The following is an 18,123-nucleotide window of genomic DNA, read 5'->3' as shown; positions in this document are numbered from 1 at the left end:
GTCCCGTCGAACCACCGGCTCCTCGGATGGTCGCGGAGCCTGCCGATCGCCGCTGTAGCCGTTTACACAGCGCGGCGTCGGGTGCTTCTAGGTCTGCGTGCCATGGGGCTGTCCGGCGGCGAGCAGGCGGAGGGGATCCAGGTCGGCCACGGCGAGGGTGCCGGGGCCGGTGCGGACCAGGCCCTGTTCGCGCAACAGGCGCAGAGCCTTGGCGACGGCCTCGCGGGTGGAGCCCACGGAAGCGGCCAGTTCGTGCTGTGCGAGGGGGAGCCGTATGGTCACGGCCTCGTTCTCCAGCCGGCCGGTACGGTCGGCGAGTTCGACCAGGCGTTCCGCGAGCCTCTGTAACACCGTCATGGAGGCGAGGGCCCGGCGCTCGTGGTCCGCGCTGCGCAGCCGCTCGGTGAGCTGGATCGTCATCAGCGCGTTGGCGAGCGGTCGGGAGGCCAGGAAGCGCCGGAAGCGCTCGCCGGGTACGACCAGGCCGGTCACCGGACCGAGGGCGCTCACCGAGGCACTGCGGGGACGGCCGTCGAGTGCCGCCATGTCGCCCACGGCCTCGCCGGCCCGACGCAGGGCCAGGATCAGACGGCCGCCGCGCTCGGTCGGCGTCCACACCGTGCACCAGCCGCTGAGCAGGACGACCACGAACGTGGTGCGGTCGCCCTCGGCGAGGAGCGTGTCGTGCGGTGAGTACTCGTGCCGGGTGCCGAGACCCGTCAACGCCTCCCGGTCCGCCGGGCCGAGACCCGCGAAAAAGGTATGCCGCTCTCCGAACAGCCCCACCGTCGTCCCCCGTGTACCGCTCTCCCCCGAACCGGACCGCAAGCGGAACCCCGAAGGCCCCTTGGATCCGTCTCCACCCGACGCTTCCCGCCAGGCAAGGATCTCAGCGTAGCGCTCTGGGCACGGAATGTGCTGTCAGTTAGCGGAACGACGTCCGAACCTTCACACCGATACCCCTAGGGGGTATATAGTCGGCCTCTGTGGAAGCATCCGTCATCCGACACCGGAGGTCAGCCGTGGACCACGAGCACACCGCACACGCCCACACCGGGCACTCCGACGCCGCACAGCCGGGCGCCACCTGGGCCGTCGCCGTCCAGGCCACCCTCCACTGCCTCACCGGCTGCGCCATCGGCGAGGTGCTCGGCATGGTCATCGGCACCGCGCTCGGCTGGGGCAATCTGCCCACGACCGTCCTGGCGATCGTCCTCGCGTTCGTCTTCGGCTACTCGCTCACCCTGCGCGGGGCCCTGAAGGGCGGCCTGGACTTCCGGGCCGCGGTCCGGGTGGCACTGGCCGCCGACACCCTCTCCATCGCCGTGATGGAGCTCATCGACAACGGTGTGATCGTCCTGTGGCCGGACGCCATGGACGCGGAACTCGCCGACCTGCTGTTCTGGGCGTCACTGGCGATCTCGCTGGCCATAGCGTTCGTCGTGACCGTGCCGGTCAACAAGTGGATGATCGGGCGGGGCAAGGGTCACGCGGTGGTCCACCAGCACCACGCGCACTGACCGTCACAGCTCGGGGCCGTCCCCCGGCTGCTCCTGGTACGAGTACCGCTGTTCCTTCCAGGGATCGCCGACGTTGTGATAGCCGCGCTCCTCCCAGAAGCCCCGGCGGTCGGCGGTCATGTACTCGACGCCACGGACCCATTTGGGCCCCTTCCAGGCGTACAGATGGGGGACGACCAGCCGGAGCGGAAAGCCGTGCTCCGCGGTCAGCAGTTCCCCGTCCTTGTGGGTGGCGAAGATCGCGCGCTCGGACGCGAAGTCCTCGAGGCGGAGGTTGGAACTGAAGCCGTACTCGGCCCAGACCATCACGTGGGTGACCGCCGGCGCGGGCGGAGCGATCTCCAGGATCGTGCGGGCGGGAATTCCGCCCCACTCGGCACCGAGCATGCTGAACTTCGTCACGCAGTGCAGGTCGCCCACGACGGTGGTGTACGGCAGCGCCGTGAACTCCTCGTGGTTCCAGCAGTGTTTCTCGCTGTCCGCGGTGGCGCCGAAGACCCGGAACTCCCAGCGCTCGGGCCGGAACTTGGGGACCGGGCCGTAGTGCGTGACCGGCCAGCCGCGCTGCAGTCGCTGCCCCGGCGGAAGCTCGGAGTGTGCCGCTTCTCCGCTCTCACTCTCCACCGGCTGACCCATGCCTTCCATCCTGACAGACCCGAGGGGATGCACCCGACCAGCGCTCGCCCGAACCCCCGCAAATTGGACTAAGCATGCCCTTACTTACTAAGTGAAGACTTACTGGACGATCTTCTTCACCGGTGCGAGGATGCGGCGCAACCTGCCAGTTCCCCACGGTTGGAAGGAGCCTCTGCGATGCAGGGCGACCCCGAGGTCATCGAATTCCTCAACGAGCAGCTCACGGGCGAGCTCACCGCGATCAACCAGTACTTCCTGCACGCGAAGATGCAGGAGAACTTCGGCTGGACGAAGCTCGCGAAGTACACGCGGCACGAGTCGTTCGACGAGATGAAGCACGCCGAGGTGCTGACCGACCGCATTCTCTTCCTGGAGGGGCTGCCGAACTACCAGCGACTGTTCCACGTACGCGTGGGCCAGACCGTCAAGGAGATGTTCGAGGCCGACCGGCAGGTCGAGGTCGAGGCCATCGACCGCCTCAAGCGCGGTATCGAGGTGATGCGCACCAAGGGCGACATCACGTCGGCGAACATCTTCGAGTCGATCCTCGCGGACGAGGAGCACCACATCGACTATCTCGACACGCAGCTGGAGCTTCTGGAGAAGCTCGGCGAGGCGCTCTACATCGCGCAGCTGATCGAGCAGCCGGAGAGCTAGGCGGCCTCGTCCAGTGCGGCGAGGGCCGGCTTGCCCTGTTCGGCGAGCTCACGGCGGGGGTACTCGCCCCGGCGCAGGAGCGCCTGGATACGTCGTACGCACGAACCGCAGTCCGTGCCCGCCTTGCAGGCGGAGGCCACCTGGCGGGGGGTGCAGGCACCGTCCTCGGCGTGCTTCTTGACCTGCTGCTCAGTGATGCCGAAGCAACTGCAGATGTACACGCGGCTCCACCTCCCGCCGGGATTGCTCGGTCTCGCCATCCCGATGATCGGTGAGGCTAACCTAACCTTACCCGGCGCTCAGGAAGCGCAAAAGTGGAGCGGGGCGCGGATCGTATGTGATCCGCGCCCCATTCACGTGCCGGTAACAGGTGCCCCCGTCACTGGTCCCTGTACATCTCCGCGACGAGGAACGCCAGGTCGAGGGACTGGCTGCGGTTGAGGCGCGGGTCGCAGGCCGTCTCGTAGCGCTGGTGCAGGTCGTCGACGAAGATCTCGTCGCCGCCACCCACGCACTCGGTGACGTCGTCACCGGTGAGCTCGACGTGAATGCCACCCGGGTGGGTGCCCAGGCCCTTGTGGACCTCGAAGAAGCCCTTGACCTCGTCGAGCACGTCGTCGAAGCGGCGGGTCTTGTGGCCGGAGGCCGCCTCGTAGGTGTTGCCGTGCATCGGGTCGGTGATCCAGGCCACGGTCGCGCCGGACGCGGTGACCTTCTCGACCAGCTCGGGCAGCTTGTCGCGGACCTTGTCGGCGCCCATGCGGACGATGAAGGTCAGCCGGCCGGGCTCACGGTCGGGGTCCAGGCGCTCGATGTACTGCAGCGCCTCCTCGGCCGTGGTCGTGGGGCCGAGCTTGATGCCGATCGGGTTGCGGATCTGCGAGGCGAACTCGATGTGCGCGTGGTCCAGCTGCCGGGTGCGCTCACCGATCCACACCATGTGCGCGGAGACGTCGTACAGCCGCCCGGTGCGCGAGTCCACGCGGGTGAGCGCCGACTCGTAGTCGAGCAGCAGCGCCTCGTGGGAGGAGTAGAACTCGACGGTCTTGAACTCCTCCGGGTCGGTCCCGCAGGCCCGCATGAAGTTCAGCGCCTGGTCGATCTCGCGCGCCAGCTGCTCGTAGCGCTGGCCGGACGGGGACGACTTCACGAAGTCCTGGTTCCAGGCGTGCACCTGGCGCAGGTCCGCGTAGCCGCCGGTGGTGAAGGCGCGCACCAGGTTGAGCGTGGAGGCGGAGGCGTTGTACATCCGCTTCAGGCGCTCGGGGTCCGGGATGCGGGCCTTCTCGTTGAACTCGAAGCCGTTGACCGAGTCGCCCCGGTACGTCGGCAGCGTCACGCCGTCGCGGGTCTCGGTGCCCTTGGAGCGCGGCTTGGAGTACTGGCCGGCGATCCGGCCGACCTTCACGACCGGCACCGAGGCGGCGTACGTCAGCACGGCGCCCATCTGGAGCAGGGTCTTGAGCTTGTTGCGGATGTGGTCCGCGGACACGGCGTCGAAGGCCTCGGCGCAGTCGCCGCCCTGGAGGAGGAACGCCTCTCCCTTGGCGACGGCCGCCAACCGGGCGCGCAGCTGGTCGCACTCGCCCGCGAAGACGAGCGGCGGATACGACTCGAGGTCCGCGATCACTGCGCGCAGAGCCTCGGTGTCGGGGTACTCGGGCTGCTGCGCCGCGGGCAGGTCTCGCCAGGTGTTGCCAGCGCTCGCGCTGGTCTTAGCGTTCACGGTCACGTCCTCCACATTACGGGGTGATGTCGTGGCCCCCGGCCCACGACCAGCAAGTGAGACAACGGTTACGCTCTGCGGACATGGGAACGGACGCCGCGCTGCTCGCACAGCTCTCCGACCGCACCTCCTCCCGCCGCCGCTCGGCCGCGAAACGACTGGGGCGGGCCGCTGACGCGGCCGCGGGCCCGGCGCTGCTCGACGCACTGCGCACCGAGGTCGAGGACCCCAGGACCTGGGAGACCCAGTACGAGATGGCCCTCGGCCTCGGCCTGTGCGGATACCGCGAGGCCGAGCCGTTCCTGCGGGAACTCGCCGGGCGTCCTTTCACCGCCACCATGGTGTACGTGGCGGTCGGCGAGTCGGTCGTCCGGCTCGCCGACGATCCGGCCGGTGCGGTGCTGTGGTGTCTTGGGCAGGGACCGGAGATGCTCGCCGACGGGGCACTGCGCGCGGTCGCCCACCTGGGTCTCGTCCCGGCGGAGCCGGTGCGGGACGCGATCCTGGACTTCGTGGAGCGCACTCCCCGCGAGCACCATCTGCGGTACTGGCCCGCCGTGGCGGCCGGCCGCTGGCCGGGCCGCCGAGCGCGGTCCTATCTGAGGAAGTGCGCCCGGGGACCCCGGGAGGACGTGGCGGAGGCCGCCCGCGCCTCTCTGACGCGGGCGGCCGGATGACGTTCAGTCCGCGGCCCACCAATTGAGCGGTCGGCCGTCGTCGTCGAAGACGTTCGCGTAGGTCCACTGCCCCTGGGGCACGGCCGCCGTGTACGCCTGGAAGGCCTCCTCGATGGCCGGGAACCCCGCCGCCGCCGGGACCGTGTAGACGGAGAAGGTGTGCCGGCCGTCGCGGGTGGCACCGCGGCTGTCGAGCAGTCCGCCCAGGGCCTTGACCCGCTCGGTGAGTTCCCCGAGCCGTTCCTCCGTCCCGGCGGGACCGCTGACCTGGACGGCGACGTTCCCGCCCCGGCCGGTGACGGTGAAGGACCCGTCACCGGCCACCACGAGGGTGTCGCCCGCGGCCGCGCCCCTGGCCAGACCCGGCGAGCCGAGCAGTTGCCAGCGGCCGCCGCCCAGCTCGCGGGCCGGCACGTCCTCGACGACGGGGCGTCCGGAAGGACCGGTCGCGACCAGCAGCCGCACGGTGTCCCTCCTAGTCGGTTCTGCCGAACCCGGCACCGCAACTACCCCTCTCGTAGCAGGACTTGCCCGGACTGGGCCTGCCGCGGTTCTGCGCGCTGCTGTTGCACGCGGCACCCTCGAGGCAGACGTTGTAGCGCGAGAGGTTACCGCCCTCGGCCGTGGGCACGTTGCGGTGCCCCACCTGGACGTTGTCCGGGTTCCGGGTGGTCTGCCCGCAGCGCCAGCAGGTGTAGACGCCGCCCGCCTCGTCGGCCTCGGCGAGCAGTTGCTGGCGTACGGCGTCCTGGCCTGCTCTGGAGCCCGGCACCGTCGGCCCCGTGGACAGGGCGATCTCCCTGGCGGTCGCGCCCTCGCCGTCGGAGAGGACCCGCCCGCCGCCGCCCATGGGCTGCCGGGTCGCCGGGCGCGGGGAGCGTCCGACCGTGTCCTTCACGACCTTCGCGGCGGCGGCGACCTTGCTGCCGCCGGCCCGCACCGCGTTGGACACGGCCCGGCCCGACTTGGCCGCCGCGCCCGTGAGGGCCGAGGCCGCCCTGCTGGTCGAGGCGGAGACGGCCTTGCCGACCGAGGTGGCCGCGACCGCGTTGACGGCGCGCGAGGCGACCGCGCTCACGCCCTTGCCGACGACACCGCCGAGAACGCCGGCCGCCGCGCCGATTCCCACCCGGGTACCGAGGCCGCCCCAGGAGAAGTCCGTCTTGCCCTCGGCGACATCGACGCCGTACCCGGCGGCCGCGCCCGCCGCGCCCGCGGCCACACCGGCGACGACCAGGCAGCCGACGCCGGTCGAGCACAGGGCGCCCACGGCGATGCCGACCCCGATGCCGACGGCGACGTCCGCGATCAGGCCCTTGTTCTCCTTGGCCCAGTCCCAGGCCGCCGAGGCCCCGTCCTTGACCGCGTTCCACGCCCCGGACAACGACCACAGGCCGGTCGGGTCGACGTACAGGATCGGGTTGTTGGCGCCGTAGGAGTAGGGGTTGGCCGCCTGCGCCGAGGAGTTGTCGACCGCGGGGTCGGTGGAGATGAACCGGCCGAGGTCGGCGTCGTAGTAGCGGGCGCCCAGCTCGTTGAGGCCGGTGGTGGGGTCCCTGGTCTTGTCCAGCCACCCGTGGTCGGTGGGCGGTGACAGCGAGCCCGCGCGGATCTCTCCGAACGGGTTGTAGTACGTGCGCTCGACCAGCCCGGTCCCGGCCGGTACCGCGAGCTGCGCCGAGCCCTGCGTGTCGTTGAGCTGCCACTTCAGCGCGCCGCTGGGCAGCCGGACGGCGACCGTCGTGGACTCGACGTTGTAGTAGCGGGTGCCCTTGGCGATGCCGAGGGCGACCGTGAGCTCCTGGCCGTCGATGTAGAGGGTGGCCACGCCGAGCGGGTCGATCCGGGCGAGCCGGGTGCCGTCGGGCGCGTAGACGAACCGGGTGTGCTCGACCAGCTTGGCGGTGGCCTTCTCCAGCCGTTGCTGGGCGTCCCAGTCGTACGTGGTGGCGACGAGCCCCTGGACCTTCTTCCTGAGCGCGCCGTTGGCGTCGTAGGTGAAGCTGTCGTGGCCCGCCTCGGTCACGGCGTGCGGATGGTCCTGGTCGTCGTAGGCGTACTTCGTGGTCCCCAGCAGGCCCCGCTCGGAGGTGATGTTGCCGTCCGTGCTGTAGGTCCAGGACTGGTTGTATCCGGCCGGTCCCGCGTGCGTGGTGGTGGAGGCGGCGTCGGAGCAGTCGGTCGTCGTGGTGGTCCAGCCGTGTTCGAGCCGGTTCAGCGCGTCGTACGTGAAGCAGCTGGCGACCGGCTGGTGCCGGGCGGTGTCGGTGACGGAGGTGAGGTTGCCCGCGTCGTCCCAGGCGTAGGTGTCGTCCTGCTCCGCCTTCAGCTCGCCGCTCAGCGGCTGCTCGACGAGGGTCTGGATGCGGGACAGGCGCTGGCTGTCGTCCTCGTAGGCGTAGGCCCGGCGCAGGGTGAGGTGCGGGTTGGCGTAGTCACGGGAGGCGAGCTTGCCGTCGGCGGCGTAGCCGGTGGCGCTCACATACGCGGTACGGGACTCCTTGCCGGTGAGCGGATCGGTGGTGGTGCCGTCGAGGGTGACGGGGTTGCCGAGGTCGTCGTAGCGGGTGGTCAGCGTCTCGGCGGGGGTGCCGACGGCGTTGTCCGGGTACGTCTTGCTGACGACGTGGTCGGCGGCGTCGTAGCCGTAGCGGACGGTGAACGACTTCTCGTGCAGGGAGCCGCCGAGGCCGGCCGGGAAGGTCCAGGTGCGCCCGGTGACCCGGCCGCGCGGGTCGAACCCGGTGGCTTGGATCGTGTACTTCTTGCCGTCCTGGTAGGTGGTCTGGGCGGTGTTGCGGCCGATCGAGTCCGGCACGTCCGGGTCGTCGTACGTCCACGTCGCGGTCTTCTCACCGCTGCCGGAGGCTCCGGCCCAGCGGGTGACCGGGCGGTTCAGCGCGTCGTAGTCGGTGGCGACGCCCGGGGTCGCGGCGTCGACGTGGGCCGCGTCCCAGGTGGCGACGGTGTTGCCGTTGCCGTCGTAACGCGCCCGGGAGCGGCCGGAGTCGGCGTCCTGGGCTGCGGTCCTGCGGTTGAGCAGGTCGTACTCGTACGTCGACCTGTGCCCCGCGGGGTCGGTGACCGAGGCGACCTGGTCGGCCGGCGTGTAGGTGTAGGACGTGGTGACGGCGTCGGCGCCGGTGCCCTCCCGCAGGGCGGTCTGGCGGCCCCGGGCGTCGGTCGTGGTGAGCTTGGTGACCCCGCCCTTCGGGGGCACGATCCGGGTCCGGTCGCCGTAGTAGGTGTACGTGGTCGCCCACAGTTCCTCGCCGCCGCCGAACTGCGCGGAGCGCACGACCCGGCCGAGGGCGTCGAAGCTGCTGCGGGTCTCGTCCGCCCGGTCGGCGGGCACGGTGACCAGCGCGGTGCCCGGGGCGCCGTCGGTCACCACGGGCAGCGATTCGGCGACGGGGTTGCCCAGGTCGTCGTAGCGCTGGTCGGTCACCACGGTCTTCGGGCTGTCGCCGGTCGCGGCGGGCGAGCGTTCCTGGCTCTGCCGGTTGCGGCCGAGCGCGTCGAGGTACTGCCAGGTGGTGACGTACCGGTCGCCGGACTGGAGGGTGCGGGTGGTCACCAGCGGCGGCTTGCGGTGCTCGGCGTCGAGGGCGTAGGCGAAGGTCCGCGCGGGCGGGTCGTCCTTGCCCTGCTCCGGCTCACGCACCGAGACCAGGCGGCCCGACTGGTCGTAGCCGTTGGTCGTGATACGGCCGTTGGCGTCCTTGACGGTCTGCGGCTGCTGGCGGTCGGGGTCGAGGGTGGTGACCTCGGCGTGGCCGAGGGCGTCGGTCTCGGTGATCGTCGTCGGCCGGCCGGTGGCCGGAGCGTAGACGGTCCGTGCCGTGTTGCCGTTGGCGTCGGTCTCGGTGAGGGTGCGGCCGTAGGCGTCGAAGGTGGCCTTCGTGGTGACCGTGGCGGTGACGGTGTCGGGCGCGCTCGCGGTCACCGCCGCGACGCTTCGGGTGACGTCTCCCCCGGTGACCGCGGCGCCGAGTTCCTCGGACCCGTCGTAGTACTGGTCCTTGCCGGTGACCAGCTTCTTCGGGTCGTCGCAGGTGCCGCTGTAGGTGCGCACCCGGTAGGGGAAGGCGAGCATCCAGCCGTCGAGGGTGCCGGCCGAGCGGTCGTACGAGGTCCTGGTGCAGCGGACGTCGGAGCCGGCCGTGTCGAGGACCGAGGTGACCTGGCCGTAGGTGTCGTGGTCGGTCTTCAGGCTGGTGGTGCGCCGGGACCGGTCACCGTTGTCCGCGACGACCGTCGTGCGGTTCTCGGAGCTGTTCTCGACGACGAGATGGGCGTCCGCGTCCGGATCGCTCTCCCCCTCCTTCGCCGGGGTCGTGTGCGCGGACGTGTAGCCGTGCAGGGTCCCGCCGAGCTCGTACGTCGCCTCGCCCGCCGCGTTCACCTGGAACTGGATGCTCTCCCGCTCCTTGCCGCGCAGATACGGCAGGTCCTTCAGGGAAGTGCCCTGCGAGTCGGTGACGTCGACGGACTTGTGGGAGCCGTCGGCCCTGGTGTCGCCGTCCATGCCGCGGAAGTGCAGGGTGCGGGTGATCTGGGCGGCCCGGGAGGTGTCCTCGCCCCGGTAGTCCGGGTCGGTCATCTTGGCGACGTCGACGCTGCCATAGCCGCGCCAGTCGCTCCAGGAGCGGCGCTCCGCCTTGGTGACGGGGTCGTCGTCGTGGTGCCAGGCGGGGGTGGACCGGTAGCGGTACTCGGTGGTCTGCGGGGGTGAACCGCCACTGTTGTCACGGACGGTGACCTTGGTGGTGAGGTACTTGTGCCAGACGCCGAAGCCGGAGGACTCGCCGTTGGTGCGCCAACCCGGGAAGCAGTCCTGGGTGTTGGAGTCGAAGCGGCCCTCGGGCAGATCGTCTACCGGACACGGGTTCGGCTGACCGTAGGTCACGCCGACACGGCGGCCCAGTTCGTCGACGAACTCGCTGATGCGCAGCTTGCGCATCTGAGGAGCGCCCTCCTCCGGAGATGCGTCGGCGCGGTTGGCGTACTCCTTGCCGGTGAACTCGACGGCGGGCAGCTTGGATTCGCCGTCCCCGGCGAGGCCGGTCTGCTGGACCTTGGTCAGCCACAGCATGGCGCTGGTGCCGTCGGAGGGTTCGGGGTAGTCGTAGGTGAAGTCGAGCCGGTCGACGTCCGTCCAACCGCCGTCGGCGCCGGAGCGCTGGGCGGTGACGGAGCGCAGGAGCGCGTTCGTGAAGAACGTCGGCGATTTCTGGTCCTCGCCGGTGCAGTCGCCGCTCGCGCACAGGGAGTCGAGCGGGGCGTCCGGGTAGGAGGTCGCGTGGTCGGCGTCGAAGGCCGGGCAGTCCCCGCTGCCGTCGGCGGCCTCGACGCAGCGCAGGCCGGTCGCGAAGTGCAGCCGTGCCGGAGCCTGTTGGTCCTCGGTGCCGGAGCGCTGCGAGTAGACGATGTCCCTCAGGTGCCCGCCGCGGACGTACGAGGTCGACTTGTCGGGGTCGCCGTTGCGTGCGTAGCGGTTGGTCTCCTGCTCGTAGAAGTAGGTGTTGGAGGTGCCGTGCGCGTCCACGACCCCGTCGAGGTTCCAGCGCCAGGCCTGCGTGCAGTACGAGTCCTCGACGCCACCGGCGTGGCAGGGCTCGCCCTCGTCGTCGCCGAAGACCGGGACGGTGTAGACGGAGTCGGTGGCGGTGCCGGTGGTGGCCTGCTTGCCGCGGCCGAAGGTGTACTGGGTGCCCTGCGGGGTGGTCACCACCCAGTACTCGCCGTTGTCGTCACCGTTGTCCGCGCCGGTCCTCCGCTGGATCCGCCAGCCCGGGTCCTCCTGGGCGCGCCAGCTGTCGCCGCCCGCGGTCCTGTCCTTGACCAGCGAGGACGAGGTGCCCTGGAGGGAGATGCGGTACTCGTCTCCCGCCCAGCACAGGTCGCCGGTGTCGCCGCCGTCGTCGGCGCAGCCGTTGTAGCGGCGCTCGATGTAGGGCAGGGCGAGGTCCCAGCCCTGGCCGACCCAGGACGGCTGGTTGTTCTCGGCGGCGACCATGCCGTCGACGGCCTGCGAGGAGTAGCCGAGGCTGATGTCGGGGGCGTCGCCCGCGATCGCCGGGACCTGCGGGAGCGGCAACGACCAGGAGAAGTCACCGGAGTTGAGGCCGACCTGCCACTTGCTGGAGGAGGCGAGTGTGGTGGCGGTGGCCGAGCCGGTCTCACCGCCCGGCGCGGCGGCGACCACGAACACCGTGTCCGGGTCGGCGGCCACCTCGGCGGAGAGCGTGTGCGTGGTGAGGTCGATGCGGCTCTTGACCGGCGCGCTCTGCTCGCACTTCGCGGCGCGCGGTGTGGTCAGCGCGCAGGCGGGTTTGGCGATGAGGCGCAGCCGGGTCTCGAAGTCGGCGCCGAAGGCCTGGCGGAAGCCGGAGGTGTCGACCCGGACGCCGACCCGGTCGGCGGGCTGTGCGGCTGCGAGGGTGAACGCCGTGGCGTGACCGCCGAGTTGGCGAGCCTTGCCGTTGCCGTACGCGGTGATGCCGACGGTGTCGGGAGCGGCGCTGCGGTTGCGGGGCGCGGTGACCGACACGGCGGTACCGGCGGCGCGGGCCGGCTTGGTGCCGACGGTGACGGTGTCCTCGCCGGCCTCGGGCCAGTGGACCTTCGCCGCCTTGGCGGCGGCGAGGGGTCGGCCCTGAGCGTCGACGGATCTCGCGTCGAACGGGGCGCCGTCCCGTAACTCGGTGCGGTCGATCGTGGTCACGGATCTCTCCGCGTCGGCGACCGAGGCGGTCTCCCCCGGTGCGGCCTGGGCGATCACCGGCTGCAGGCCCGACAGGCCCAGTGCCAGGACGACCGCGGCGACGCAGGATGACCTGAAGCGCTTCATGAGTCCCCCTCCACCCGTAAAGCCCCAAGCGTCACGATAGGATCATGAGCACGTCAAGGTTGAGTCTGAGACATTCCTGTGAAGGAAAAACGTGTAAGATCCGCGCCATGCACGCGCACTCGACCCAGAACTGGTGGTGGACCGCTCATCCGGCGGCCCACTGACAAGCGCGTACGCAAGACTTCGCGAAGGCCGCCCGAGGGGCGGCCTTCGGTGTTTCCGGGGTCGTTCCTCGCCATCAACAGCTGAGGGACCCATGGACCTGACCCAACTCCTGCACGACGACCGCCCTTTCGCCCTGCTCCGCCGCCGCACCCCGGGCCACGACGAGAACACCGTCGAACTGCTCGTCGGCCCGGTCGGCACCTGCGACCGTCTCGCCGACCTCCCGGACGAGGGCCTGGTGCTCGTCCCCTTTCGCCAGATCCGTGAGCGCGGTTTCGACGTGCGGGACGACGGCACGCCGCTCGCGGTGCTGACGCCCGAGGAGACCCACGCCCTCTCCCTCACGGAGGCCCTCGCGCAGCTTCCCGCCCACGACGTCCGCGTCGAGAACGGCGGCTTCGACGTGGCCGACGAGGAGTACGCCGAGATCGTCGGACGGGTGCTGCACGAGGAGATCGGGCGCGGCGAGGGCGCCAACTTCGTGATCCGGCGGACCTACGAGGGCGGGATCCCGGGGTTCTCCCGCGCGGACGCGCTCGCCCTGTTCCGGCGGCTCCTGGAGGGCGAGCGGGGCGCGTACTGGACCTTCGTCGTACACACCGGCGAGCGCACCCTGGTCGGCGCGAGCCCGGAGGTGCACGTCCGGATGTCCGGCGGGACCGTCGTCATGAACCCGATCAGCGGGACGTACCGCTACCCCGCCGAGGGCCCCACCCCCGAGCACCTGCTCGACTTCCTCGCCGACGGCAAGGAGATCGAGGAGCTGTCGATGGTCGTCGACGAGGAGCTCAAGATGATGTGCACCGTCGGTGACATGGGAGGGGTCGTCATCGGGCCCCGGCTGAAGGAGATGTCCCACCTCGCGCACACCGAGTACGAGCTGCGCGGGAAGTCCTCGCTGGACGTGCGGGAGGTCCTGAAGGAGACCATGTTCGCGGCCACCGTCACCGGTTCCCCCGTGCAGAACGCCTGCCGGGTCATCGAGCGGCACGAGGTCGGGGGGCGCGGGTACTACGCCGGCGCGCTGGCCCTGCTCGGCCGGTACGCGGGTGGCGGGCGGGAAGGATCTGCCGGGGCGCAGACCCTCGACTCCCCCATCCTCATCCGCACCGCGGACATCTCCGCCGACGGCCGCCTCAGGGTCCCCGTCGGCGCGACCCTCGTGCGCGGCTCGGACCCGGCGAGCGAGGTCGCGGAGACCCACGCCAAGGCGGCGGGGGTACTGGCGGCTCTCGGCGTACGACCGTCCCGGCCCCGTGCGGAGCACGCGCGCGTGAGTCTCGCCGACGATCCACGCGTGCGTGCCGCGCTCGACGGGCGCCGCACCTCGCTGGCGCCGTTCTGGCTGCGGATGCAGGAACCCCTCGACGAGCTCACCGGACACGCCCTGGTCGTCGACGGCGAGGACACCTTCACCGCGATGCTCGCGCACGTCCTGCGGTCGAGCGGGCTGGACGTCACCGTCCGCCGGTACGACGAGGAAGGGCTCCGGGAGGCGGTGCTCGCGCACGAGGGACCGGTCGTGCTGGGCCCCGGTCCCGGTGACCCCTCCGATCTGGACGACCCGAAGATGCGCTTCCTGCGGGGCCTGACCACCGAGGTGATCAGGCAGCACCGGCACGGCGTCCTCGGCGTCTGCCTCGGACACGAGCTGATCGCGGCCGAGCTGGGCCTGGAGATCGTACGGAAGGAAGTTCCGTACCAGGGCGCGCAGACGACGGTCGATCTGTTCGGGCGGCCCGAGACCGTGGGCTTCTACAACAGCTTCGTGGCGCATTGCGACGACGAGACGGCGACCGAGCTGGCCGCGCACGAGGTCGAGGTCAGCCGGGCGGACAACGGAGAGGTGCACGCCCTGCGCGGCCCCGGCTTCGCGGGCGTCCAGTTCCACCCGGAGTCGGTCCTGACCCTGAACGGCGCCGTCGTCGTACGGGAGTTGGTGAGGCAGCTGCGCCGCACGACCGTGTGAGCCGGCCGGCGTCAGCCGAAGAACACCCCCACCTCCTCGTACAGCTTGGGATCCACCGTCTTCAGCTTCGCCGTGGCTTCCCCGATGGGAACCCGCACGATGTCCGTTCCGCGCAGGGCGACCATCTTGCCGAAGTCGCCCTCGCGGACGGCGTCGATGGCGTGCAGGCCGAAGCGGGTGGCGAGCCAGCGGTCGAAGGCGCTGGGGGTGCCGCCGCGCTGGATGTGCCCGAGGACCGTCGTGCGGGCCTCCTTGCCGGTGCGCTTCTCGATCTGCTTGGCCAGCCACTCGCCGACCCCGGACAGCCGCACGTGTCCGAAGGAGTCGAGCGACTGGTCCTTGAGCACCATGTCGCCGTCCTTCGGCATGGCGCCCTCGGCGACGACCACGATCGGGGCGTACGACGCCCGGAAGCGGGAGGTGATCCAGGCGCACACCTGGTCGACGTCGAAGCGCTGCTCGGGGATGAGGATGACGTTGGCGCCGCCCGCGAGGCCGGAGTGCAGGGCGATCCAGCCGGCGTGACGGCCCATCACCTCGCAGACCAGGACGCGCATATGGGACTCGGCGGTGGTGTGCAGCCGGTCGATGGCCTCCGTGGCGATGCCGACCGCGGTGTCGAAGCCGAACGTGTAGTCGGTGGCGGAGAGGTCGTTGTCGATGGTCTTCGGTACGCCGACACAGGGCACGCCGTGCCGGTCGGACAGCTCGGCCGCCACGCCCAGCGTGTCCTCGCCGCCGATCGCTATGAGCGCCTCGACCTCCCGCGCGGCCAGGTTCTCCTGGATCCGGCGGATGCCGTCCTCCTGCTTCAGCGGGTTCGTACGGGAGGAGCCGAGGATGGTGCCGCCGCGGGGCAGGATGCCACGCACGGCCGGGATGTCGAGACGCACGGTGGCGTCCTCCAGTGGACCCCGCCAGCCGTCCCGGAAGCCGGTGAAGTCATAGCCGTACTCCTGAACGCCCTTGCGGACGATGGCCCGGATGACGGCGTTGAGGCCGGGGCAGTCGCCGCCTCCGGTCAGTACTCCGACGCGCATGGACAGATCCCTTCGCCGCAGGTGCCTGACGAAGGGTCAGTGTGACGCCCGTCTCACTCGTCGTCGAGGCCTCGTTCGATGGCGTATCGGACGAGCTCGACCCGGTTGTGGAGTTGCAGCTTGCCGAGGGTGTTCTGGACGTGGTTCTGGACCGTGCGGTGGGAGATCACCAGGCGCTCGGCGATCTGCTTGTAGCTCAGGCCCTTGGCGACCAGCCTGAGGACCTCGGTCTCGCGCTCGGTGAGCTGCGGGACCCGGGGCTGGTCGGGATCGGTGGTGGGCGCCGGGTCGGTGGCGAGGCGGCGGTACTCGCCGAGGACCAGGCCTGCGAGGCCGGGCGTGAAGACGGGGTCTCCGACGGCCGTGCGGCGGACCGCGTCCAGGAGTTCCTCGGTCGAGGCCGACTTCAGCAGATAACCGGTCGCGCCCGACTTCACGGCCTCCAGTACGTCGGCGTGCTCGCCGCTCGCCGACAGCACGAGGACACGCAGCGCCGGGTTGTGCCCGACGAGCTCCTTGCAGACCTGGACGCCGGGCTTCACCGGCAGGTTCAGGTCGAGCACCAGCACGTCGGGGTCCGCCGCCTTGGCCCGGCGTACGGCCTGGTCGCCGTCGCCCGCCGTCGCGACCACGTCGAAGCCGGACTCGGCCAGGTCCCGGGCGACCGCGTCGCGCCACATCGGGTGGTCATCGACCACCATGACCTTGATCGGACCCTCGTCACTCATCGCTGTCCTGCCTTCCCCCGTGAAACCTTCGGTACCTTCAGCTCGACCTCGGTGCCCTGCCCCGGAGGCGAGATCAGCTCGGCGCTGCCGCCGAGGTCGCGCAGCCGGCCCCGGATCGACAGGGCCACCCCGAGCCGCCCCTCGCCCTCGGCCTGGGCGAGCCGGCCCTCCGGGATGCCGGGTCCGTCGTCCCGTACGGTCACGATCACCTCGTCGGGCTCGTCCTCGACGAGGATCCACGCACGCGCGTGCTCACCGGCATGCCGGTGCACGTTGTCCAGGGCGGCCCCCACGGCCGCGGCCAGCTCGCGCGCGGCGGGCGGGGGCAGCGGGACGGGGGCGCCGGGCTCGACGAGGGAGACCTTCGCCGAGGCGTACGGGGCGAGCAGTGCGCGCAGGTCGAGCGGACCGTCGTCGACGGGCCCGTCGTCGTCCCGCTCGTCATCGATGACGTGGACGACCGCCCCCTGGGCCGCGTCCCGCGACACCCGGGAGACGGAGGTCAGGCCACCGGAGACCAGGGTGCGCAGCGCCACCTCCTGTTCACCGGCCATCCGGCCCAGCTCGGCCGCCTCGCCGCCCATGACCGCGCCCCGGCGCTGCACCATGGCGAGCACCTGGAGGACGCTGTCGTGGATGTCCCGGGCCAGCCGCTCACGCTCCCGGGTCGCCGCCTCGATCTCCAGGGCGCGGGCGAGGGTGCGCTCGGAGGCGCGGGCGACCTCGACGACGTAGCCGATGGCGATGGAGGCGACCCAGACGAGGATCACGTTGTGGACGGTGTCGCGGGCCGGGTGCCCGCGCTCGAACAGGTTGGCGGCGGCGACCGGCGTGGAGGCGAGCGCGGCCCAGCGCCAGCCGCCCTTGATGGCGAACGCCAGGACGGAACCGGCCGTCCATATCGACGGCAGGGTGGGGCCGCCGCTGTCGATGTGGTGGTCGTTGACGACCAGCGGGGTCAGCACGATCCCGGTGACCGCGATCGCGAGGTCGGCGGCGAGGAAGCGCTTGGTGCAGGCGGCCGCGTTCTGGACGCGGGGCAGCGTGGCGAACGTCCACACGCACAGGACGACGTAGTAGGCGATGGCGATGCCGGGCCGGTCGAACTCGTCGTACGCGGTGGCGAAGAGCCCGACCGCGTACAGCATGGTGAGCACCCGGTACCCGGTCAGCGCACGCCACAGCGGCTGCTCGACCGACATGCGCATGACGCGCACCTGCTTGACCATGTCCCCCACCCCTGGGCTCCGACTGCCGTGTCCCAGGATCCTAGGACGCCGACTGCCCGGGCTTGTCCTGCTCGGCCTTCGCGGCAGCGGCCTTGGCGGCCTTCTCCGCCTTGGCCGCCTCCGAGATCCGCCGCTTGGCGGCGGTCGCGTAGATGTCGACGTACTCCTGGCCGGAGAGCTTCATGATCTCGTACATGACCTCGTCGGTCACCGCGCGCAGCACGAAACGGTCGTGCTCCATGCCCTGGTAGCGGCTGAAGTCCAGCGGCTCGCCGATGCGGATGCCCGGCCGCATCAGCTTGGGCATGACCTTGCCCGGCGGCTGGATCTTCTCCGTGTCGATCATCGCGACCGGGACGACCGGGGCGCCGGAGGCGAGCGCCACGCGCGCGAGGCCGCCCGGCTTGCCGCGGTAGAGGCGGCCGTCGGGCGAGCGGGTGCCCTCAGGGTAGATGCCGAACAGCTCGCCGCGCTCCAGCACGTCGAGGCCGCTCTTGATGGCCGCCTCGCCCGCGCCGCGCGCGCCGGAGCGGTCCACCGGAAGCTGGCCGACGCCCTTGAAGAAGGCGGCCGTGAGGCGGCCCTTCACCCCGGGAGTGGTGAAGTACTCGGCCTTCGCGATGAAGGTGACCTTGCGGTCGAGGACCGCGGGCAGGAAGAAGGAGTCGGAGAAGGAGAGGTGGTTGCTCGCCAAAATCGCGGGGCCCTCGGCGGGAATGTTCTCGAGGCCTTCCACCCAGGGCCTGAAGGCGACCTTCAGCGGCCCTCCGATGGCGACCTTCATCGTGCCGTACAACAACCGAGTGCCTCCTGTGTCCGTCGATGAGACCTTAACCCGGAGCCCTGTCAAACAGCCCGACGGCCCTGGTCGGTGTCAGTGCGGTCGCGTACGGTGAACCTCACCTGGACTTGCTCACGCTTCT

General features: G+C 70.9%; 15 protein-coding genes. 5 read left to right on the top strand and 10 right to left on the bottom strand.

Features of this window, described 5'->3' with window-relative positions:
* Nucleotides 1–87: 87 nt before the first annotated feature.
* The gene (locus AQJ46_RS14680; protein WP_059206018.1) at nucleotides 88–786 is read right to left on the bottom strand and encodes a Crp/Fnr family transcriptional regulator; all 699 of its coding nucleotides are present in this window, start codon (nucleotides 784–786) and stop codon (nucleotides 88–90) included.
* Between the two features lie 236 nt (nucleotides 787–1,022).
* Here AQJ46_RS14680 and AQJ46_RS14675 point away from each other — a divergent pair, with 236 nt between their 5' ends.
* Nucleotides 1,023–1,520: a DUF4396 domain-containing protein gene (locus AQJ46_RS14675; protein ID WP_057618557.1), complete on the top strand. Its 498-nt coding sequence runs from the start codon at nucleotides 1,023–1,025 to the stop codon at nucleotides 1,518–1,520.
* Nucleotides 1,521–1,523: 3 nt separating this feature from the next.
* On the opposite strand, the gene AQJ46_RS14670 is transcribed toward AQJ46_RS14675, so the two are convergent.
* Nucleotides 1,524–2,156: a sulfite oxidase-like oxidoreductase gene (locus AQJ46_RS14670; protein ID WP_059206017.1), complete on the bottom strand. Its 633-nt coding sequence runs from the start codon at nucleotides 2,154–2,156 to the stop codon at nucleotides 1,524–1,526.
* Between the two features lie 177 nt (nucleotides 2,157–2,333).
* On the opposite strand from AQJ46_RS14670, the gene bfr reads away from it, so the two are divergent.
* Complete coding sequence (gene bfr, locus AQJ46_RS14665) at nucleotides 2,334–2,813, top strand: bacterioferritin (RefSeq protein WP_059206016.1); 480 nt, start codon at nucleotides 2,334–2,336, stop codon at nucleotides 2,811–2,813.
* Here bfr and AQJ46_RS14660 read toward each other — a convergent pair.
* Both AQJ46_RS14660 and AQJ46_RS14655 read right to left on the bottom strand, forming a co-directional pair.
* On the bottom strand, nucleotides 2,810–3,034 hold the full coding sequence (locus AQJ46_RS14660; RefSeq protein WP_225887332.1) for a (2Fe-2S)-binding protein: 225 nt from the start codon (nucleotides 3,032–3,034) through the stop codon (nucleotides 2,810–2,812). The two genes, bfr and AQJ46_RS14660, sit on opposite strands and share 4 nt — an antisense overlap.
* Nucleotides 3,035–3,192: 158 nt before the next feature.
* A complete protein-coding gene (locus AQJ46_RS14655) occupies nucleotides 3,193–4,545 on the bottom strand; it encodes a class II 3-deoxy-7-phosphoheptulonate synthase (RefSeq protein ID WP_020119869.1) in 1,353 nt (450 codons plus the stop codon).
* Between the two features lie 77 nt (nucleotides 4,546–4,622).
* On the opposite strand from AQJ46_RS14655, the gene AQJ46_RS14650 reads away from it, so the two are divergent.
* On the top strand, nucleotides 4,623–5,216 hold the full coding sequence (locus AQJ46_RS14650; RefSeq protein WP_059206015.1) for a hypothetical protein: 594 nt from the start codon (nucleotides 4,623–4,625) through the stop codon (nucleotides 5,214–5,216).
* 3 nt (nucleotides 5,217–5,219) lie between these two features.
* Here AQJ46_RS14650 and AQJ46_RS14645 read toward each other — a convergent pair whose 3' ends face one another.
* Together AQJ46_RS14645 and AQJ46_RS14640 are read right to left on the bottom strand one after the other, a co-directional pair.
* Nucleotides 5,220–5,681, bottom strand: a complete 462-nt coding sequence (locus AQJ46_RS14645) for a DUF4265 domain-containing protein (protein ID WP_059206014.1) — start codon at nucleotides 5,679–5,681, stop codon at nucleotides 5,220–5,222.
* A 10-nt stretch (nucleotides 5,682–5,691) separates the two neighbouring features.
* On the bottom strand, nucleotides 5,692–12,069 hold the full coding sequence (locus AQJ46_RS14640) for an RHS repeat-associated core domain-containing protein (protein WP_079072264.1): 6,378 nt from the start codon (nucleotides 12,067–12,069) through the stop codon (nucleotides 5,692–5,694).
* A 44-nt stretch (nucleotides 12,070–12,113) separates the two neighbouring features.
* Between AQJ46_RS14640 and AQJ46_RS59025 the strand changes: the two genes are divergently transcribed.
* Nucleotides 12,114–12,233 carry a trp operon leader peptide gene (locus AQJ46_RS59025; RefSeq protein WP_107117267.1) on the top strand — a complete coding sequence of 40 codons (120 nt, stop codon included), beginning with the start codon at nucleotides 12,114–12,116 and terminating at the stop codon, nucleotides 12,231–12,233.
* A 92-nt stretch (nucleotides 12,234–12,325) separates the two neighbouring features.
* Nucleotides 12,326–14,203: an anthranilate synthase family protein gene (locus tag AQJ46_RS14635; protein WP_059206013.1), complete on the top strand. Its 1,878-nt coding sequence runs from the start codon at nucleotides 12,326–12,328 to the stop codon at nucleotides 14,201–14,203.
* A gap of 11 nt (nucleotides 14,204–14,214) precedes the next feature.
* Here the strand turns inward: AQJ46_RS14635 and AQJ46_RS14630 are convergent, their stop codons facing one another.
* The 4 genes from AQJ46_RS14630 to AQJ46_RS14615 are packed head-to-tail and all read right to left on the bottom strand — an operon-like array spanning nucleotide 14,215 to nucleotide 17,999.
* A complete protein-coding gene (locus tag AQJ46_RS14630) occupies nucleotides 14,215–15,243 on the bottom strand; it encodes a 6-phosphofructokinase (protein ID WP_059206012.1) in 1,029 nt (342 codons plus the stop codon).
* A gap of 53 nt (nucleotides 15,244–15,296) precedes the next feature.
* A complete protein-coding gene (locus AQJ46_RS14625) occupies nucleotides 15,297–15,971 on the bottom strand; it encodes a response regulator (RefSeq protein ID WP_059206011.1) in 675 nt (224 codons plus the stop codon).
* Entirely contained in the window at nucleotides 15,968–17,200 is a 1,233-nt protein-coding gene (gene macS, locus AQJ46_RS14620) for a MacS family sensor histidine kinase (protein WP_059206341.1), read from the bottom strand. The genes AQJ46_RS14625 and macS overlap by 4 nt, the downstream gene beginning before the upstream one ends.
* A 40-nt stretch (nucleotides 17,201–17,240) precedes the next feature.
* The gene (locus tag AQJ46_RS14615) at nucleotides 17,241–17,999 is read right to left on the bottom strand and encodes a lysophospholipid acyltransferase family protein (protein ID WP_057611812.1); all 759 of its coding nucleotides are present in this window, start codon (nucleotides 17,997–17,999) and stop codon (nucleotides 17,241–17,243) included.
* Nucleotides 18,000–18,123: the final 124 nt, after the last annotated feature.

Origin of the sequence: Streptomyces canus, assembly GCF_001514145.1 — a bacterium.
GTDB lineage: Bacteria > Actinomycetota > Actinomycetes > Streptomycetales > Streptomycetaceae > Streptomyces > Streptomyces canus.
Note: the sequence above shows the minus strand (reverse complement) of the source record. Positions and strands in the feature narration are given on the sequence as shown.